Consider the following 19,124-nt stretch of genomic DNA (forward strand, 5'->3'; position numbering starts at 1 on the left):
CCCTGGCGCGGACGCTTTACTCTTCTACCTGCCTTCACCTTGCAAGATCGAGTTGTCGAAGTTTGTCAGCAGTCTGACCCCGCTTCGACCGTTTTTTTGTTTGGATTTAGCGCTGATAACGCAAGGCGTCGACGAGCAACGAAAACGCAGTGGTATGTTGCCTGCGACTGGGGTAATAAAGATAGTAACCGGGAAAAGGCTCACACCAATCTTCCAGCACGCGAATTAAGTTGCCACTGGCAATCTCCGCTTTCACTGCATCTTCTGGTGCCATTGTCAGACCAAAGCCGATGACGGCGGCATCAATGCGTTGTCGTATACTATTGAAAGTTAGCTGACCATCAACACGTACTTTTAACTCACGCCCTTCTTTTTCAAACTCCCAAGCATACAAGCCACCCATAGTTGGTAGGCGCATATTGATACAACGATGATGTTGTAAATCTGCTGGCGTGGTGGGGATGCCATATTTAGCCAAATAAGAAGGGGAGCCGACCACGGCCATACTCATATCTGGCCCAATCCGCACGGCGACCATATCCTTTGCGACCTGTTCTCCCAAGCGAATACCCGCGTCAAAACGACCTGTTACAATGTCGGTTAAGGTATTGTCGACCGTGATTTCTACATTAATATCAGGGTATTCGGCGAGAAAGGATTTCAGCACCGGCCAGAGCACTGAATCGACAGCATGTTCACCGGCAGTGATACGAATATTTCCCGCAGGGCGCGCCCGCATCTCACTCAGCGCATTCAGCTCGCTCTCAATTTCTGCAAAACGGGGTTCGAGGCTATTTGCCAGTTTTTCGCCGGCTTCTGTTGGGGCAACACTGCGGGTGGTGCGGGTCAGCAGGCGCAGCTCAAGGCGCTCCTCCAGCCCACGAATTGAGTGACTCAAGGCAGATTGGGAAACCCCCAGTTTTGCCGCAGCCTTGGTAAAGCTACGCTCTCTGGCGACCATAAGAAATGAAATTAAATCGTTAAAATTCTCTTTTAACATCATGGTTCCTGCCTGTTAGCCCTGAGACTTTCGAGTGTAGCTCAATTTATGAATTAAATTCATATACTCATGCGTATTTCCCCCTCTAATACTCCGCCCAGGCATTTGCTACCTTTTTCGCAACCGATATTCATTTGGCGAATGCCTTGTGATGGTAATAACAACAGACAGGGGTAAAGACAATGCAAAAGCGCAGATTGGGTCGTAGTAATCTTGAAGTGTCAGCAATGGGTTTAGGTTGCATGGGAATGAGCTTTGGTTATGGCCCGGCAACAGATAAACAGGAAATGATTTCATTGCTACGCAAAGCGGTAGATCTTGGGGTGACATTCTTTGATACCGCCGAGGTCTACGGGCCTTATACCAATGAAGAATTATTGGGTGAGGCGTTGGCTCCTTTGCGCGATAAGGTGGTCATTGCGACCAAATTTGGTTTTCAGGCCGATCCGAATGGTGGGCCAAGATGGGTGGGTTTAAATAGCCGACCTGAACATATCAAGAAAGTCGCGGAAGCCTCTCTTAAACGCCTGAAAACCGATGTTATTGATCTGTTTTATCAACATCGTGTGGATCCGAATGTGCCTATCGAAGATGTGGCTGGAGCAGTACAAGATCTCATTAAAGAAGGCAAAGTTAAACACTTCGGTTTGTCCGAGGCGGGGGCAGCAACGATTCGTCGAGCCCATGCGGTTCAGCCGGTTACCGCACTACAGAGTGAATATTCTTTGTGGTGGCGAAAACCGGAGCTGGAAATTATTCCCACGCTGGAAGAATTAGGTATTGGTCTGGTGCCTTACAGCCCGCTGGGTAAAGGTTATTTGACCGGCAAGATGACGGAAACCACCGAGTTTGCCAGTGATGATTTCCGTCGCACACTGCCGCGTTTCACACCGGAGGCATTAAAAGCAAATCAGGGGCTGATAGCCTTGATTCAGGATGTGGCACAGCAAAAAGGTGCCACACCGGCGCAAATCGCTTTGGCTTGGTTGCTGGCGAAAAAACCGTGGATCGTGCCGATCCCAGGGACACGCAAGCTCGATCGGCTGGAAGAAAATATCGCTGCCGCCAACCTTGAGTTGACTGCCGTAGACCTTCAGCAAATCGACAGTGCGGCTGCAAAAGTGACATTAATCGGGGAGCGCTACCCTGAAGCACTGGAAAAACTGACCGGACTTTGATCTGTCACCTGAACATCCTCAGGAATCACGGTGAAATGGCTCGTAGCGTCTACAGTTATACAGTTTACCTTGACCTTTTTTAAGGTTTATCGAGCTGCAAATCACAGTGTTTATGATACCGGAGATACACCATGACAATGAAAGTACTCGGTTATGCTGCCACGTCAGCAAAAGTTCCTCTGGCACCCTTTGAGTTTACTCGTCGTGCTCCTCGACCAGATGATGTGGTGATGGAGGTGCTCTACTGCGGCGTTTGCCATTCTGACCTACATCAGGCACGTAATGACTGGGGATTTAGTACCTATCCTATTGTTCCCGGTCATGAAGTAGTCGGGCGCATCACGGCAGTGGGTAAGGAAGTCACGAAGTTTAAGGTCGGCGACCTTGCTGGTATTGGCTGTATGGTGGATTCCTGTCGACATTGCCAACCCTGTCAACAGGGATTAGAGCAGTATTGCGAAGAAGGGAATGTGCAGACCTACAATGGTATTGACCGTCATGACCATACCCCAACCTATGGTGGCTATTCACAAGCTATTGTGGCATCACAAGATTTCGTGTTGAAGATGCCTGCTGGCCTGGATCTAAAAGCGGCCGCACCACTGCTGTGTGCTGGCATCACCACCTGGTCACCATTGCGTCACTGGAAGGTGGGTAAAGGCAGTAAAGTGGCCGTGGTGGGGCTGGGTGGGTTGGGTCATATGGCTTTGAAACTGGCTAATGCGCTCGGTGCTGAAGTGACTCTCTTTACCCGCTCACCTAACAAAGAGGCGGATGCTCGTCGTTTGGGCGCTCATCATATTGTTTTATCTACCGATGATGCACAAATGGCTGCGGCCAAAGGGCAGTTTGATTTGATTATTGATACTGTGCCTTATGTGCATGATATCAACCCTTATATGCCGACGCTGAATATTAATGGCACACTGGTATTTGTCGGTTTCCTGGGGGATATCAGCCCAATGGTGAGCACTTTACCGATGATTTTGGGACGACGCTCGGTGGCGGGTTCATGCATCGGCGGTATTGCGGAGACTCAGGAAATGTTGGATTTCTGCGCGCAGCACGGTATTGCTTCAGATATAGAAATGATTAATATTCAGGACATTAATCATGCCTACGAACGTATGCTGAAAAGTGATGTGAAATACCGTTTTGTGATTGATATGGCGTCATTGAAAGCGTAAGCCGCTCATCACTGATAGATATAAATACTACTGCGGCATTTAAAACTGACCGGGCGAATACCCGGTCATTCTGGTAAATCAATCAGCAATGCTCGCAGGGGGGTTTGCGCTTTAATCACTAAATGCTGTTCCTCTTGCACAAAAGCGCCATCACCACAGGTCAAACGCTGAGCGTCGCTCACTTGTGGGCCGGTCACTTCCACGGTTCCGTGAATAGATTGCAGATAAGCCCTCGGGCCGTGCAAATCAATCGTATATTGCTCACCTGCAGCCAAATCCAAATGATGAATCCATACTTGCTGGCGCAGCTTCAGGCTGCCTTTTTCACCGTCAGGGGAAGCCAAAAGTCTTAATGGCTGGGTACACAGTGATAGCTGCTGAGCCGATTGACTTTCTTGCTCGGGACAAGCATTGAGCCATAACTGAATTCGCGTTAATGGTTTGTCCGAACTAAGGTTATGCTCGCTATAGCTCACACCCGGCTGGGTAGAAAATAACAGGACATCGCCAGTTTTACCGCGTACATGGTTACCTAAGCTATCCCGATATTCTGCCTCACCTTGTAGGATGATATTCAGAATATCAACCCGTGGGTAAGTTCGTGGTTGGAATGACGCGCCCGGCGCGAGAACTTCCTGATTCAGCACGCGCAGTGAAGCATAGCCTAATAATTTTGGATCAAAATAGTGTCCGAATGAAAAGGTATAGCGCGCCTGGAGCCAACCAAAGTCAGCTTGCCCGCACTGTTTTGCTGTTCTGCATGTAATCATGACAATGATCGCTCTTTCCTGATATTAATCGATAAACAAATGGTAAGCGTCTGGACGCCAGATTGTTAGCCAGTTAATCTGGTCACTATATTCAAATTTCCTGATTGAGAAAACGATGGGCAAAGATCGGGCGCTAACGTTAGAAGCGTTGAGAGTGATGGACGCCATTGACCGCCGTGGCAGTTTTGCTGCGGCTGCCGATGAATTGGGGCGTGTACCTTCGGCATTGAGTTACACCATGCAAAAACTCGAAGAAGAGCTGGATGTGGTGCTGTTTGACCGTTCCGGGCATCGCACCAAGTTTACTAATGTGGGTCGTATGCTGTTGGATCGTGGGCGGGTGCTGCTGGAAGCTGCCGATAAGCTGACCACGGATGCTGAGGCATTGGCGCGTGGTTGGGAAACCCATATCACTATCGTCAGTGAAGCCTTGTCTCCGGCATGGAAACTGTTCCCGTTGGTTGACCGATTGGCGCTAAAAGCGAATACACAAGTCTCTATTTTTACTGAAGTATTGGCGGGTGCCTGGGAGCGGTTGGAGCAGGGGCGGGCGGATATTGTGATTGCGCCAGACATGCATTTTCGCGCATCTTCAGAGATTAACAGCCGCAAACTGTACAAAGTCACCAGTGTCTATGTGGCCAGCCCTGACCATCCAATCCATCTGGAGCCAGAGCCGCTGTCAGAGCTAACGCGGGTGAAATATCGTGGTGTTGCTGTAGCCGATACCGCTCGTGAACGGCCGGTTTTGACCGTGCAATTGCTGGATAAACAGCAGCGGTTAACGGTGAGTACCATCGAAGATAAGCGGCGGGCATTATTGGCCGGTTTGGGGGTAGCGACCATGCCGTATGAAATGGTTGAGAAAGATATTGAAGCGGGGCGCTTACGGGTTGTCGGGCCAGAATACAGCCGCGAGGCCGATATCATTATGGCCTGGCGGCGCGACAGTATGGGTGAGGCTAAGTCGTGGTGTCTGCGCGAGATCCCTAAACTCTTTTCTAATAAATAAACGGCTACTGCGCCTCGATTGGGAGGTGAACGGCTAACCGGTTAACTAAGCGAAACGGGTATCTCGGTCATGTGGCTCCAGCAGATCTTGCTGTGGGCCGATGGAGATAATGCCATAAGGATTAATAGTGCCGTGGCTGCGGTAATAGTGATTGCGGATATGAGCAAAATCTACCGTCTCGGCAATGCCTGGCATTTGATAAATATCACGCAGGAAACCATACAAATTTAGATAATCGCTGATCCGGTGCTTATCACATTTAAAATGCGTGACATACACGGGATCAAAACGTACCAATGTGGTCCATAAACGCAAATCTGCTTCGGTAAGTTGATCACCGGTCAGATAACGCTGTTTCCCCAGAATATGTTCCAACTTCGCCAGGGCATCAAACAGGGTATTGACAGCTTCGTCATAGGCTTCTTGCGTGGTAGCAAAGCCCGCTTTATACACGCCATTGTTGACCTGATCGTAGACCCACCCATTGATGTCATCAATATCGCGGCGTAATGCGGGTGGATAATAATCCCCGGCTCTGGCACCTACGCCATCAAAAGCACTATTGAACATACGAATAATATCGGCTGACTCATTGCTAACAACAGTTTGCTGCTGTTTGTCCCATAACACCGGGACGGTGACGCGCCCGCTATAGTGGGGGTCAGCCCGCAAATAGAGTTGATAAAGATAATCGAGGTGATACAGCGAGTCGCCGGTGGCAGCGGGGAAATCATCACCGAATGTCCAGCCATGTTCTTTCATTAGCGGATGTACGACGGAAACCGAAATCAGTGGCTCCAGGCCTTTCAGAGTACGTAACAGCAAAGTGCGATGCGCCCACGGGCAGGCGAGAGAAACATACAAATGGTAGCGGTCTGCTTCGGCTTTAAAACCGGCCTTGCCTTGCGGCCCAGCCTGGCCATCAGCCGTGACCCAATTACGGAACTGAGAGGTACTGCGCTTGAAGTGACCGCCGGTAGATTTGGTGTCATACCAGATGTCTTTCCAGATACCGTCTACAAGTTGTCCCATCTCATGTTCCTCTCTAAAAAATGCGCCCTATCTAATGATAGGGCGTAATTGCTTAAGTATGCTTTGGGTAAAAGCAGTGTTACCACTTCTTACCCAGTAGGCGGTCGATACTGAAACCACCAGGGCCAGCAACTGCTAAGACAATATAACCGCCAGCGATGGTCAGGTTTTTCATGAACATCAGTTGGTTAACACCTTCCGCAAAGTTAGTGTGGAAAATCAGTGCGGTCAGAATGGTGAAACCGGCAGTGAATAGTGCGGTGGTGCGAGTCAGGAAACCAAACAGAATGGCCAAACCGCCGCCAAATTCCAACAGGATAGTCAGTGGCAGGAAGAAACCAGGGACGCCCATTGCTTGCATATATTGTTGGGTCCCGGCATAGGCATCACCCATTTTGCCGTAACCGGCAACAATAAACAGAATTGGCATCAGAATGCGTGCTACCAACAGGCCAGTATCTTGTAATTTGTTCATCGACGACTTCTCCAAAAAGTGTTTTGTATTAATGCCTGGCATCTGCTGGCGTTAATTTTTAATTAAAAAGCTTATATATGATTGTTTGCTGGTGTATTTCTGCAAACGTCCTGACTTGATGAGAGAATGTTAGTCGAGAAGTTGATAAGTTGTTAGCAAGTAAAACTGTCGTTTTTTATCAAAAAAATTGAAGTGACAGAATATAAAAGCCTGCTTATGGGGAAAGATGCTGCTAGCAGGCTGAATTATATGCTGGTTTTATCAAACATAAATTATAGCTGCGGATCAGTACAGTGCAGTGGAATGGGAGATCAACGTAATAAAAAAGTACTGCGAAACAATCGGATAGCACCCCATGCACTGACCGCTCTACGCGACCAGCGGATTAACTTACTGGGATGGCGAATGCCATATAACGCCACCAGGCTTGAACCTACCATCAGATATTTTCGCATACTGACGATTTTCGCCCAGCCACGATCATAAGGTGCGGTGACTTCAATCCAATGTGCGGTGCTGTTAGCGAGATCCAGACGTTGTTGCTGGATCTCCCGTAACAATGCGGCCTTTTCCTGTGCTAATTGACGGCGACTCAACGCTCTTTCTCCAATAATTCGCGATCCGTTTCCAGTTGCTTGCGGGTTGACCCCAGCAGGGTGGAACGGCGCGCTTTGGTGAGTGTCCAGATAACACCTATTATCGCCAGTGCTAACAGCACTGCCGTTGTCGACCCCAATGCAACTAAACGATAAGCAGGATCAATCGCCCATATCACCAGCACCAGCAGGCTCATCAAACCGAAAGCGGTAAACAGCAGAGTGATCCCCGCCATCATCAGCAACTGAATCAGTGTTGCTTTTTCTTCTTCCAGTTCAATAGCTGCTAGCCGAACACGGGTTTCGACCATGCCAACCACGATGGTAGCGATGCGGTGGACAGTATCGAGGACCCCTTTACCGGGGCCCTGAGTTTGAGGAAGTTCAGCCATAATCAGCGGCGAGACAACAGAACGCCTAACACCACACCAACAGCAGCACCGATGCCTACGCCAGCCCAAGGGTTGTCATGGACATAGTTGTCAGCTTTATCAGCAATTTCTTTGGTTTGGGCGGCGATTCTATCGCCTGTTTCGCTCAGACGTTCACGAGTATCTTTCAACGCGCTTTCCGCTTTGGCCCGCAGCTTATCTAACTCAGCTTTCGGCTTATCGGTCGAAGATTGCAGCACTTCTTCCAAAGTATCCGCAAGTGACTTAAGTTCAGCGCGCAAATGTTCAGAGGTTTTATCTTGTGGCATGTAATAGCTCCTTAACATAACTGAGGTGAATACCTAATCTAGTGAATTTCTTTGGAAGTTGATAGGTTAATTATCCTAATAATTCCCGAATGATTCACTGTGTCTGTATTAAAACCCGGAGTCGCTACTTCTGTGCCTGAGCTTGCTTTAACTCAGCTTGCGCCTCCGTTAACTTCTTCTGTTGTTTGGTAATTTTATCAGCATCACCTTTTTGTTGAGCCTCTTTTAGTTCTTCCTTACGCTCAGTGACTTTGTGCTGCTTTTCTTTAATTTTGCTCTGGCGGTCGGCTTCCAGACTTTCAACCGTACAATTATTCTTAACTTGTTTCAAAGCTGTTTCCAGACCAGCGGCGCGACGGGTATTGCCATGTTGTTTGGCATAATCAATCTGCTGTTGGATCTCTTTGGCTTTGGTATCGCATTCATTTGCCTGGGCGACACTGCAAAACGCAATCATCGGTAATACCAGCAGGAGAAAGGCCCGTAGGGAAAAAACGGTACGTAACAACATGGTATTGCTTCCTTTTACAACAAGAATCGGGGCGAAATAGGCTACTGTGAATGACTAAGCATAGCGCTGAATTATATGATACCCAAGTTTACTACAGGATTTTTTATAGATTAATCATATATCAGCAGGATATCTCCTAAATAATTCGAATTGCAGGAAGGCGGCAAGCGAGTGACTAATCGGTTGAAAACCGATTTGAACAGCATTTATGCCTGCCCGCAGGGTGAGCCTCTTTGAGGCTCATTAATCTCGATGAGCTTACATGAGTAAGTGATTCGGGTGACGGAGCGTAGCCAACGCACATGCAGTTTGAAGTATGACGGGGATAAATTGGTAATAACGAAGATCAAATGACGGGGAGATAACTCCCCATGATGCAGATTACCCTACATTTTGTAGGTTATTTCTGAATGCGGGCAATAAACGCTGACGTTTCTTCGACTCACTGGAGACAATGACATAACCGCTTGGCAGGATATCTTGTAAAGCTGTAATGGCTTCTTGTTGCTGCTCTGGAGACTCAAGACTCACTACCAAACTGTCATTCTCTGGAGTGATGCTTTTGATGCGAATCCCCCGCTGATCAAGATGCTGGTACAGAGAAAACCCATCAGGTAATGACAGCCCCTGCTGATTAGGCCGAATTTTTAGCGCACTTTCCGTGCGCATAATAATGGGCGTAAACAGCAGTGCTGCCAGCAATAGAACTGTCACCGGCAGGATAAGATAGTGCCAAACTGGGCGGCCAAAAGGGCCACGGAAGTTAATCACTCTGGCTTACCTTTGTCATTGCTATCATTCACGGGCGTGGGATTTTTCTTGCGCCAAAGCACATATAAAGAACCAAACAAGCCGATCACTAGTAGCGCCAGAGGCAGTAACATCAAGAAAAACATCACTTCATCTTCGTATTTCAGGAAAACCGGCGTTTTACCAAAGGCGAAGCCCATGGTGGTTAAGATCAACACCCACAGGAAGCCACTCATCCAGTTAAAGAATTGAAAACGCGCATTGTTCAAGCCGGAAAGGCCGGCAATTGTTGGCAACAAGGTGCGCACAAATGCCAGGAAACGCCCGACTAACAGTGCGGATAGCCCATGACGGTGGAACAAGTTATGTGCGCGTTGGTGGTAGTGGGCTGGTAGGTGGGATAGCCACCCTTGCACCACTTTCGTATTCCCCAGCCATCGCCCCTGAATATAACTGACCCAGCAACCCAGACTGGCTGCGGTGGTTAATACCACCAGAGTTACCGGGAAACTCATGGCACCTTTTGCAATCAGTACACCCACCAGAATTAACAGGCTATCGCCAGGTAAAAAGGCTGCCGGGAGCAAGCCATTTTCCAGAAAAAGTATCACAAATAGCAGGATGTAGATGGCCCATACTAGCGACGGGTTCGCGAGCGTCTCGTAGTCTTGTGCCCATAAAGCATGTAAGAGTTCTTTAATGATATCCATCTGGTATTCCTAAAACGTCATTGTTTGTTGTATGGATCGTTATGGATATAAACACGATCACAAAAATATCTGATGATTTTTCGTGTTTTAGCGATGGTTATGATAAATGAACCAGAGCAAACCAATTCGCTGATATCTTGAGGTAAATTTACTTCTTGTTGCGATGCCCACGTATTACGACAATAGAAAAAGCATCACGCCATAATGTGATAGGTAAGCATCCCGCTATATTGAGTATTACTCTCTTTCCAACCACCCACACGATTTTGCTGTGTCGATGCATGGAATATCCAATTGGAATAGTTCAGCAGTGGCTGTGATTGCCGTGGCTGTTTGTAGATTTCATCCGCACGATGACTGCGGGACATCGCCAGATATGTGCCATGCCAGATGTTGTTGGCGAGCGAAGGATTAACTGGACCGGCAAATTTAAGCGTACCCAACCGGTTTTTTATGGCGGTTTTTTTGGCGGGCATGCCCATTAGGCGTAATTGAGAATAAAAGGCTTTCTTTTGCAGACGCAGATCTGACGAAGATATATTTATCGACGATGAAGTACTGCTGACATAGTGACAGTCAAGCGCAGGTAAGGCGATACCTGATGTGGGATGCGTGGGCGATAGCAGGTTGCCGGAAGCCGAACCGGCCCAGCCAGACACTGCAATAAACAGAGCAAACAACCAGCGCATATATTTGCGTTTCGCTCCCAAAACATCCGAATAAAAAAGTGCTGCCACTTTAGCAAAATAGCGGGATATGAAACAGGGAAATATAGAGGCTAATTGAGTGTTTTTTAAGCAATAGTTGAAAAACAGGCATAACACTGACGTTTGCTGACAGAACTCGACATTTACTGACCTCAAAGCGGCATAATCTTGCCGGGAAGAGAAAGAATAGCGTCAGTTTCTCTCCCGGCGGATTATCTCTTTATAGGATAGAAGTCAGTTTTTGCTAGTAGCAACGCTATTGGCAACACTGGGTATATCGAGGTGAACAACCGGGTTCTCAGTGAATAAATAGCGGTCCACATTAAACTCGAAATCATCGGTGGTTGCGCGGAACAGCATCTGTTTGGTATTTTCCAGATGTTGCCACATGGCTAATTTGCTGGCGTAAGGGTCTTTACGCATCAAGGCTTCGAGGATCCTGTCGTGATCTTCGCACCAACTCTCGATCGACTTATCATCGATATGCTCATGCAGCTTGATCCAGTAAGGGTTATGTACCCGCTGGCTCCACATTTTTTCGACAATCGTTGCCATGGCGGTGTTTTGTGTCGCCAGCGCTACCTGTACATGGAATTTCAAATCCCACTGCGAGTCGCGAAAACGATCCTCTTGCCGCGCATGTTTTTGGATCTCGATTAATTGCACGATATCTTGTCGCGTCACTTGCGTGGCCGCAAATTCGGCAATGTTACTTTCGATCAATTGGCGCGCTTGTAACAGCTCAAAAGGACCCGCCGTGGCGAATTCAATGCCGTGGTTAGGCATGACCAAGTGCTTTTGTTTATTCGACATCACATGGATGCCGGAGCCTTTGCGCACTTCTACATAGCCTTCCACTTCCAGCATGATAATCGCTTCACGGACCACGGTGCGGCTGACATTCATTTCTTCGGAAATGTAGCGTTCTGCGGGCAATTTATCGCCCACCGGATAAACACCGGCTTCGATGCGCTGCTTTAACTCTGCGGCTAACTGTTGGTACAACCGTCTGGTTTCTGTGAATTCCATGATTAAGGCTCTTGGGATCAATTGAGGCAGCAAATTTTGCGGCTCATTTTGTCTGGAAGGCATGATATCCCGTAGGAGATACAATGGGACTTGTTATACCACTTATCCCAATCGGGTTCTAGTTATTGCTATCACAGTTATGATGGAAAATGTGCGGTAAAAGGGGGGCGGGCGGGTATAAAAAAGCCCGGCAGATTTTACCGGGCTGGTGATGTCTATAACTTCAAATCATGGTGTGGATTAATTCTGTCCGGCTGGTGTTTGTTGCACCGGATCGATAGCCGGTTCGGCTGCCGGGCGGTTTTGCAGCACCGTCCAGATAACCACTACTGCCAACACGTCAAACACCGCCAGTGCGGCAAACAGTGGGCTGAAGCCCATAGTATCTGCCAAAGCACCTACTACCAGAGCGAACATGGTACTGGCAGTCCAGGCCGCCATTCCCGTCAAGCCGTTGGCGGTGGCCACTTCGTTGCGACCAAAGACATCAGAAGACAGTGTGATTAGTGCGCCAGACAGTGATTGGTGAGCAAAACCCCCAACACACAATAAGGCGATAGCAGCATAAGGGCTGGTAAACAGGCCAATGGTCCCCGGCCCAATCATCAACAAGCCGCCCATTGTTACCACTAACTTACGTGACACAATCAGGTTAACTTTCAGGTATTTCTGGAACAACGGTGGCAGGTAACCACCGAGAATGCAGCCGAGGTCGGCAAACAGCATTGGCATCCAGGCAAACATGGCGATTTCTTTCAGGTTAAAGCCATAAGCTTTAAACATGAACAGTGGGATCCACGCGTTGAATGTCCCCCAGGCAGGTTCTGCCAGGAAACGTGGGATCGCAATACCCCAGAACTGGCGGTTACGGATAATCTGCATTGCAGACATCTTTTTGGAGTTTGCAGTAGAGTGCTGCGCTTCCTGACCACTCAGGATGTACTCACGTTCTTCATCAGACAGTTTTTTCTGATCTTTCGGGTGTTTGTACAGGATTAACCAGGCAATGGCCCAAATCAGGCTGAGCACACCGGTGATGATAAATGCCATCTGCCAGCTGTGCATCACGATAGCCCACACCACTAATGGTGGTGCAATCATGCCGCCAATAGAAGAACCTACGTTGAAATAGCCTACAGCAATAGAACGTTCTTTTGCCGGGAACCATTCACTGGTTGCTTTCAGACCCGCAGGGATCATCGCTGCCTCTGCTGCACCCACAGCACCACGAGCGATCGCTAAACCACCCCAACTGCTGGCTAATGCGGTACTCATACAGAATATGGCCCACATAACGGCAAACATGGCATAACCGACTTTCGTCCCCATCACATCCAGAATATAACCGGCTACCGGTTGCATCAGGGTGTAAGCGGCTGAATAAGCGGCGATAATATAAGAATATTGCTGAGTGGTGATATGTAACTGCTCTTGCAACGTTGGTGCGGCAACGGCAATAGCGTTACGTGTTAGGTAACCTAATATGGTGCCAACGGTGACCAAAGCGATCATGTACCAGCGTAAGCCTTTAATTTTACGCATCATTTATAACTTCTCCCAGTCTTAGATTACTGCCATGAAACGCCGCCTGTCGTGACGTTTCATGGCGCAATTTGGTCCAATCCGACATCGCGGTGGTACCTGGCTCTTCTTATTAAATTGAGGCTGGCCGTGCTGTGCCAGCTTCAACTCTTTGGCTATCCCTTCTCTTGTTTGAAGCCGTAGTGCTGGTACGGCTTCACTCTTCGGTATTTCCATTGAGGTCAAATCAGTGCGTTTGATGAACATGACGAATGAGATGACTGATGGCGACGCAACAATAACTTGTCATACAGATTTAAAAGTTGAGTGATATCACAAAAACCACTTTTCAATTAGGGAATAATAGAACCCAGCAGACTTAGTGCCGCAAGGGACTAAATGGACTATAAATGTTGGGTATTTGTTCTTTTTGTTAGATTTTTGCGATCTCTATCTACAAAAAATACTGGACGATAGATGAAATTGGTGTGATAACTTCGCGATAACAGAAAGCAGTACTCTAGATGTACTCAAGTGAGGAACCTAATATGGCGCAGTTTTTGACCGAAGACTTTTTGCTCGACACCGAATTTGCCCGTCGTCTCTATCATGACTATGCAAAAGATCAGCCGATCTATGATTATCACTGCCATTTACCCCCAGAACAGATTGCAGAAAACACTCGTTTTAAGAATCTGTATGACATCTGGTTGAAAGGTGACCACTATAAATGGCGTGCGATGCGCACTAATGGTGTGGCTGAGCGTTTCTGTACCGGTGATGCCAGTGACCGCGAGAAGTTTGATGCTTGGGCTGCAACGGTTCCTCATACTATTGGTAACCCGCTCTACCATTGGACGCATCTTGAATTACGCCGTCCGTTTGGTATTACAGGTAAGTTATTGTCCCCAACCACCGCTGACGAAATCTGGCAGCGCGGAAACGAACTACTGGCTCAGGATAGCTTCTCTGCCCGCGGTATCATGCAGCAGATGAATGTCAAAATGGTTGGTACTACTGATGACCCGATTGATGACCTGCGCCACCATAAAGCGATTGCTGCCGACGGCAGTTTCGATATCAAAGTCTTGCCAAGCTGGCGTCCAGATAAAGCTTTCAATATTGAAGCCGCAGGTTTCAATGACTATATGCAGCGCCTGGAAGCTGCCGCTGACACGTCAATTAGTCGCTTCGCCGATTTGTGTACCGCGCTGAATAAACGTATGGATCACTTTGCCGCTCACGGTTGCAAAGTGTCTGATCATGCGTTGGATGTGGTGGTTTACGGTGAAGCAGATGAAGCGACTCTGGACGGCATCCTTGCTCGCCGTCTGGCGGGTAATCAGCCAGGTACTGAAGAAATCGCACAGTTCAAAACCGCCGTGTTGGTCTTCCTGTCTGGCGAATATCACCGTCGCGAATGGGTGCAGCAATATCACATCGGCGCACTGCGCAACAATAACAGCCGCATGTTCAATCTGGTCGGGCCGGATATCGGCTTTGACTCCATCAATGACCAGCCACTGGCTCAACCTTTATCTCGCTTATTGGATGCGCAAGGCCTGCGTAATGCACTGCCAAAAACCATCCTTTACTGCCTGAATCCTCGTGATAACGAAGTGATTGGCACCATGGTAGGCAACTTCCAGGGCGAAGGCGCTGCCGGGAAAATGCAGTTTGGTTCTGGCTGGTGGTTCAATGATCAAAAAGATGGCATGCAACGTCAAATGACCCAACTGGCACAGCTTGGTTTACTGAGCCGCTTTGTCGGCATGCTGACTGATAGCCGAAGCTTCTTGTCTTATACCCGCCATGAATACTTCCGTCGCATCCTGTGCCAAATGATTGGCCGTTGGGTCGAGGATGGCGAGGCTCCGGCAGATATTGAACTGCTGGGTTCTATGGTGAAAAACATTTGCTTTGATAATGCTAAGCAATATTTTGCCATCGAATTGTAATCGTCGAACTGCTTCTGTGATGAATAGCTAATAACAATCTCGGGGCTGAATATCAGCCCCTTATAACATTAACATATTGAATATTTAACGCCCGGCTGTATGCGTTATGAGGTGAATCCTGATGCAAACTTTGAACCGTCGTGACTTTCCTGGCCGTAGCCACCCTGACAAAATCATTCAATTCGGTGAAGGTAACTTCCTGCGAGCCTTTGTTGACTGGCAGATCGATTTACTGAATGAGCACACCGATCTCAATGCCGGGATTGTGGTGATCCGTCCGATCGACACCGATTTTCCACCGTCACTCAGCACTCAGGATGGCCTGTATACTGCGGTGATCCGCGGTCTGAACGAACAAGGCGAAGCGGTGCGTGAATCCCGCCTGATCCGCTCGGTTAACCGTGAAATTAATATTTACCGCCAGTTTGATGAATATCTGGCGCTGGCTCGTGATCCTAATATTCGTTTTATGTTTTCAAACACCACCGAAGCCGGTATTGCCTGGAACGAAGCGGATCAATTCAGCGATGCACCACCCAGTTCTTTCCCTGCTAAATTGACCCGTTTACTGTTCGAACGTTTTGAGCATTTTTCCGGTGCGGCGGATAAAGGTTGGGTGCTGCTGCCTTGCGAACTGATTGATTATAATGGTGAAGCGTTGCGTGAGTTAGTTCTGCGCTATGCCAGCCATTGGCAATTGCCTGAGGCATTTACCCAGTGGTTGACTGAGAACAACACGTTCTGCTCCACATTGGTTGACCGCATTGTGACTGGTTACCCACGTGATGAAGTGGCAGCACTGCAAGCTGAACTAGGTTATCAAGATAGCTTCCTGGATACCGCCGAATACTTCTATCTGTTTGTTATCCAAGGGCCAAAAGAATTAGCACAAGAGCTTCGCCTCGATAAATTAGACCTGAATGTCCGTATCGTCGATGACATCAAACCTTATAAAGAACGCAAAGTTGCGATTCTGAACGGTGCGCACACGGCATTGGTGCCAGTGGCTTACCTGTCTGGGCTGGACACTGTTGGTCAGACGATGGATGACGCGCAAATCAGCAGCTTTGTTGAAAAAACTATTACTGAAGAGATTGTGCCGGTATTGGATTTACCGGAAGACGAGCTGTTGTCATTCTCTCAGGCTGTATTGAGCCGTTTCCGTAACCCGTTCATTCAGCATCAGTTGTTGTCTATTGCCTTGAATGGCATGACCAAATTCCGCACACGCATTTTGCCGCAATTGCTAACTTATCAGCAGCAGCAAGGCAAGTTGCCGCCACGCCTGACTTTTGCACTGGCCGCTCTGATGGCCTTTTATCGTGGCGAGCGTGATGGTCAAACTTACCCGTTGCAGGATGATGCTCACTGGCTGGAGCGCTATTCCACCTTGTGGAATGGTGTAAAGCACGGCGATATTAAGCTGGCTGAATTGGTTAACACGGTACTGTCTGATACCGCCCATTGGGGACAGGATCTGACTGCGGTACCACAACTGGCAAATCAAGTGACAGAACAACTACAAACCATCATTGACAGCGGAATGAGAGCTGCGGTCGCGGCATACAGCTAAAGGTTTAACTATGCAAAGTATTATAAAAATTCACCCGTTGGATAATGTGGCTGTCGCACTGCAAGATTTAGCCGCTGATGATGTTCTCGAAATGGGAGAATTCAGTGTTAAATTGGCTCAACCAGTAGCGCGTGGTCATAAATTTGCTTTAACGGCCATCGCTCCGGGGCAAATGATCGTCAAGTATGGTTTGCCGATCGGCCATGCATTAACCCTGATCCAGCCCGGCGAACATATTCATTCGCAAAATGCTAAAACTAACCTCAGCGATCTGGATGAGTATCAGTATCAGCCAGAATTCAGTGAGTTACCGCCACAAATGGCAGATCGCGAAGTGCAGATCTATCGCCGGGCCAACGGTGATGTGGCGGTGCGCAACGAACTGTGGATCATTCCAACGGTAGGCTGCGTGAATGGGATCGCCCGTCAGATCCAACAACGTTTTCTGAAAGAGACACAAGACGCTGAAGGTATTGATGGGGTCTATCTGTTCAGCCACCCATTTGGTTGTTCACAGCTGGGTCAAGATCATGAAAATACCCGTACCATGCTGCAAAACATGGTGCGTCATCCCAATGCAGGCGCAGTGCTGGTCATTGGTTTAGGCTGTGAAAACAATCAGGTAGACGTTTTCCAAACCACTTTGGGGCCGGTTGATGAACATCGCGTGCACTTTATGATCTGTCAGCAGCAGGATGATGAAGTTGAAGCCGGTCTTGAGCATCTGCATGCTTTGTATCAGGCCATGCGCAATGACCAACGGGTAGCGGGTAAGTTGAGTGAACTCAAGTTTGGTCTCGAATGCGGGGGGTCTGATGGGTTATCTGGTATCACCGCGAACCCATTGCTGGGCCGCTTCTCTGACTATGTGATTGCCAATGGCGGAACCTCTGTTCTGACCGAAGTGCCGGAAATGTTCGGCGCTGAGCGGATTCTGATGAGCCGCTGCCGTGATGAAGCGACGTTTGAAAAGACTGTCAGTATGGTCAATGACTTCAAACAGTACTTTATTGCGCACAACCAGCCGATTTATGAAAACCCCTCACCGGGCAATAAAGCAGGCGGTATCACGACGCTGGAAGAGAAATCACTGGGGTGCACCCAAAAAGCGGGCCAGAGCAAAGTGGTTGATGTGTTGAAGTATGGTGAGCGTTTACAGCGCCCAGGGCTGAATTTACTCAGTGCGCCGGGTAATGATGCAGTAGCGACCAGTGCATTAGCGGGCGCAGGTTGTCATATGGTGTTGTTCAGTACCGGACGTGGTACACCTTATGGCGGCTTTGTACCGACAGTTAAGCTGGCAACTAATAGCGAATTGGCCGCTAAAAAACCCCACTGGATTGATTTCGATGCCGGTAAACTGATTCACGGCACGTCAATGGATGATTTGCTGACAGAGTTTGTTGATTTGATTGTCGACATTGCCAACGGCAAACCCGCGCGCAATGAAGTGAATGACTTCCGTGAACTGGCAATCTTTAAAAGCGGTGTCACCTTGTAAATATTGTGCCTTTTGATTAATATGAAACGGTGTTTTATTTTTTATGGATAAGACACTCTGCCCAAGGTATTGAAGTCGCAGGCCGCGAGTTCCTGCGGCTTCAAGCTCGAAGGGGAGTGCCGTTTGCTTATTAATTTGTACGGTCACCGTACACCAGGATTATCCCCTCATGACTTTCTATTGGTTTGCTCAAGCCGTTGGTGTACTGGCATTTTTTGTCGGTATAACCATGTTCTTCAACCGCGATGAGCAGCGTTTCAGGCTGCAACTTTCTGCTTACAGCGCCATTATTGGCTGCCATTTCTTTCTGATGGGGGCCAGTGCTGCCGGCAGCAGTGCCATGCTTAATGCGCTACGAAATTTGGTCGCGGCTAAAACCCGCAGCAGTATTGCCATGCTGGTGTTTATTATTCTGACATTGGCTTTTGGTCTCTGGCGTATGCAGCATGCAGTCGAGATATTGCCAATTTTCGGCACCGTTATCAGCACCTGGGCGATATTTCGTACCACTGGCCTGACAACCCGCTGTGTAATGTGGGTATCCACCGTTTGTTGGGTTATTCATAACGTCTGGTTGGGGTCGATCGGGGGATCATTGATTGAGGGCAGTTTCTTGTTGCTTAATGGTTTTAATATTATTCGTTTTTACCGTCTGCAACGGCAAGGGATAGACCCTTTTCTGGTCGAAAAGAACGTCGCAAAATAATAAGAAACGGGGGCCAGGTTGCCCCCGCAGACTGCTGACAAACCTCGACAACCCAATCTTGCAAGGTGAGGACTGGCAGAAGAGTAAAGCGTCCGCGCCAGGGAGGGCGCGGCTCGAGCCTACAAGGATGTATTTACGGCGTCTTTACGATCTGCCTGTTTTCACCGATACGGGCACTTTGTCATTAATCTCAAACGGGGGCCAAATT

At 48.4% G+C, this 19,124-nt stretch carries 20 protein-coding genes and 1 pseudogene; 8 read left to right on the forward strand and 13 right to left on the reverse strand.

Annotated features, from left to right (window positions below):
- Nucleotides 1–106 precede the first annotated feature (106 nt).
- Nucleotides 107–1,000, reverse strand: coding sequence for a LysR family transcriptional regulator (locus QSV56_RS14085; protein WP_046051967.1), 894 nt, complete (start codon nucleotides 998–1,000; stop codon nucleotides 107–109).
- A 182-nt stretch (nucleotides 1,001–1,182) separates the two neighbouring features.
- On the opposite strand from QSV56_RS14085, the gene QSV56_RS14090 reads away from it, so the two are divergent.
- Together QSV56_RS14090 and QSV56_RS14095 are read left to right on the forward strand one after the other, a co-directional pair.
- Entirely contained in the window at nucleotides 1,183–2,178 is a 996-nt protein-coding gene (locus tag QSV56_RS14090; RefSeq protein ID WP_019082238.1) for an aldo/keto reductase, read from the forward strand.
- A gap of 131 nt (nucleotides 2,179–2,309) precedes the next feature.
- Complete coding sequence (locus QSV56_RS14095; protein WP_019080028.1) at nucleotides 2,310–3,365, forward strand: NAD(P)-dependent alcohol dehydrogenase; 1,056 nt, start codon at nucleotides 2,310–2,312, stop codon at nucleotides 3,363–3,365.
- A gap of 65 nt (nucleotides 3,366–3,430) precedes the next feature.
- On the opposite strand, the gene QSV56_RS14100 is transcribed toward QSV56_RS14095, so the two are convergent.
- The gene (locus tag QSV56_RS14100) at nucleotides 3,431–4,135 is read right to left on the reverse strand and encodes a pirin family protein (RefSeq protein ID WP_019080027.1); all 705 of its coding nucleotides are present in this window, start codon (nucleotides 4,133–4,135) and stop codon (nucleotides 3,431–3,433) included.
- Nucleotides 4,136–4,250: 115 nt separating this feature from the next.
- Between QSV56_RS14100 and QSV56_RS14105 the strand changes: the two genes are divergently transcribed.
- A complete protein-coding gene (locus tag QSV56_RS14105) occupies nucleotides 4,251–5,147 on the forward strand; it encodes a LysR family transcriptional regulator (protein ID WP_019080026.1) in 897 nt (298 codons plus the stop codon).
- Between the two features lie 45 nt (nucleotides 5,148–5,192).
- On the opposite strand, the gene QSV56_RS14110 is transcribed toward QSV56_RS14105, so the two are convergent.
- The 11 genes from QSV56_RS14110 to QSV56_RS14160 all read right to left on the reverse strand — a co-directional run bounded on the left by QSV56_RS14110 (nucleotide 5,193) and on the right by QSV56_RS14160 (nucleotide 13,202).
- On the reverse strand, nucleotides 5,193–6,179 hold the full coding sequence (locus QSV56_RS14110; protein WP_046694492.1) for a glutathione S-transferase family protein: 987 nt from the start codon (nucleotides 6,177–6,179) through the stop codon (nucleotides 5,193–5,195).
- Nucleotides 6,180–6,258: 79 nt separating this feature from the next.
- Entirely contained in the window at nucleotides 6,259–6,654 is a 396-nt protein-coding gene (locus tag QSV56_RS14115; protein ID WP_004391987.1) for a DoxX family protein, read from the reverse strand.
- Nucleotides 6,655–6,965: 311 nt separating this feature from the next.
- Entirely contained in the window at nucleotides 6,966–7,250 is a 285-nt protein-coding gene (locus QSV56_RS14120) for a YqjK-like family protein (RefSeq protein WP_005164651.1), read from the reverse strand.
- Nucleotides 7,247–7,642 (reverse strand): phage holin family protein, encoded by a 396-nt coding sequence (locus QSV56_RS14125; protein ID WP_005174200.1) that lies wholly within the window; start codon nucleotides 7,640–7,642, stop codon nucleotides 7,247–7,249. Before QSV56_RS14125 ends, QSV56_RS14120 begins: the two co-directional genes overlap by 4 nt.
- Nucleotides 7,643–7,644: 2 nt before the next feature.
- Nucleotides 7,645–7,950, reverse strand: a complete 306-nt coding sequence (locus tag QSV56_RS14130) for a YqjD family protein (protein WP_005164648.1) — start codon at nucleotides 7,948–7,950, stop codon at nucleotides 7,645–7,647.
- 124 nt (nucleotides 7,951–8,074) lie between these two features.
- On the reverse strand, nucleotides 8,075–8,461 hold the full coding sequence (locus QSV56_RS14135) for a DUF1090 domain-containing protein (protein ID WP_019080024.1): 387 nt from the start codon (nucleotides 8,459–8,461) through the stop codon (nucleotides 8,075–8,077).
- Nucleotides 8,462–8,842: 381 nt separating this feature from the next.
- A complete protein-coding gene (gene mzrA, locus QSV56_RS14140; protein ID WP_019080023.1) occupies nucleotides 8,843–9,232 on the reverse strand; it encodes an EnvZ/OmpR regulon moderator MzrA in 390 nt (129 codons plus the stop codon).
- Nucleotides 9,229–9,921 carry a DedA family protein gene (locus QSV56_RS14145; protein WP_019080022.1) on the reverse strand — a complete coding sequence of 231 codons (693 nt, stop codon included), beginning with the start codon at nucleotides 9,919–9,921 and terminating at the stop codon, nucleotides 9,229–9,231. Before QSV56_RS14145 ends, mzrA begins: the two co-directional genes overlap by 4 nt.
- Before the next feature lie 194 nt (nucleotides 9,922–10,115).
- The gene (locus QSV56_RS14150; RefSeq protein WP_046050189.1) at nucleotides 10,116–10,610 is read right to left on the reverse strand and encodes a hypothetical protein; all 495 of its coding nucleotides are present in this window, start codon (nucleotides 10,608–10,610) and stop codon (nucleotides 10,116–10,118) included.
- 252 nt (nucleotides 10,611–10,862) lie between these two features.
- Nucleotides 10,863–11,657 carry a transcriptional regulator ExuR gene (exuR, locus tag QSV56_RS14155; protein WP_005174195.1) on the reverse strand — a complete coding sequence of 265 codons (795 nt, stop codon included), beginning with the start codon at nucleotides 11,655–11,657 and terminating at the stop codon, nucleotides 10,863–10,865.
- 240 nt (nucleotides 11,658–11,897) lie between these two features.
- Nucleotides 11,898–13,202 (reverse strand): MFS transporter, encoded by a 1,305-nt coding sequence (locus QSV56_RS14160; protein WP_019080019.1) that lies wholly within the window; start codon nucleotides 13,200–13,202, stop codon nucleotides 11,898–11,900.
- A 524-nt stretch (nucleotides 13,203–13,726) separates the two neighbouring features.
- On the opposite strand from QSV56_RS14160, the gene uxaC reads away from it, so the two are divergent.
- The 5 genes and pseudogenes from uxaC to QSV56_RS21980 all read left to right on the forward strand — a co-directional run.
- Entirely contained in the window at nucleotides 13,727–15,136 is a 1,410-nt protein-coding gene (uxaC, locus tag QSV56_RS14165; protein ID WP_046050190.1) for a glucuronate isomerase, read from the forward strand.
- Between the two features lie 121 nt (nucleotides 15,137–15,257).
- Nucleotides 15,258–16,709, forward strand: a complete 1,452-nt coding sequence (locus tag QSV56_RS14170) for a tagaturonate reductase (protein ID WP_046694494.1) — start codon at nucleotides 15,258–15,260, stop codon at nucleotides 16,707–16,709.
- Between the two features lie 10 nt (nucleotides 16,710–16,719).
- Nucleotides 16,720–18,210 (forward strand): UxaA family hydrolase, encoded by a 1,491-nt coding sequence (locus tag QSV56_RS14175; RefSeq protein WP_050157880.1) that lies wholly within the window; start codon nucleotides 16,720–16,722, stop codon nucleotides 18,208–18,210.
- A 169-nt stretch (nucleotides 18,211–18,379) separates the two neighbouring features.
- Complete coding sequence (locus QSV56_RS14180) at nucleotides 18,380–18,916, forward strand: YgjV family protein (protein WP_019080015.1); 537 nt, start codon at nucleotides 18,380–18,382, stop codon at nucleotides 18,914–18,916.
- A 126-nt stretch (nucleotides 18,917–19,042) separates the two neighbouring features.
- Nucleotides 19,043–19,108 (forward strand): annotated as a pseudogene (locus tag QSV56_RS21980) (gluconate 5-dehydrogenase); the annotation flags it as partial.
- Between the last annotated feature and the right edge of the window lie 16 nt (nucleotides 19,109–19,124).

The organism is Yersinia sp. 22-579, from assembly GCF_030433455.1.
Lineage (GTDB): Bacteria > Pseudomonadota > Gammaproteobacteria > Enterobacterales > Enterobacteriaceae > Yersinia > Yersinia enterocolitica.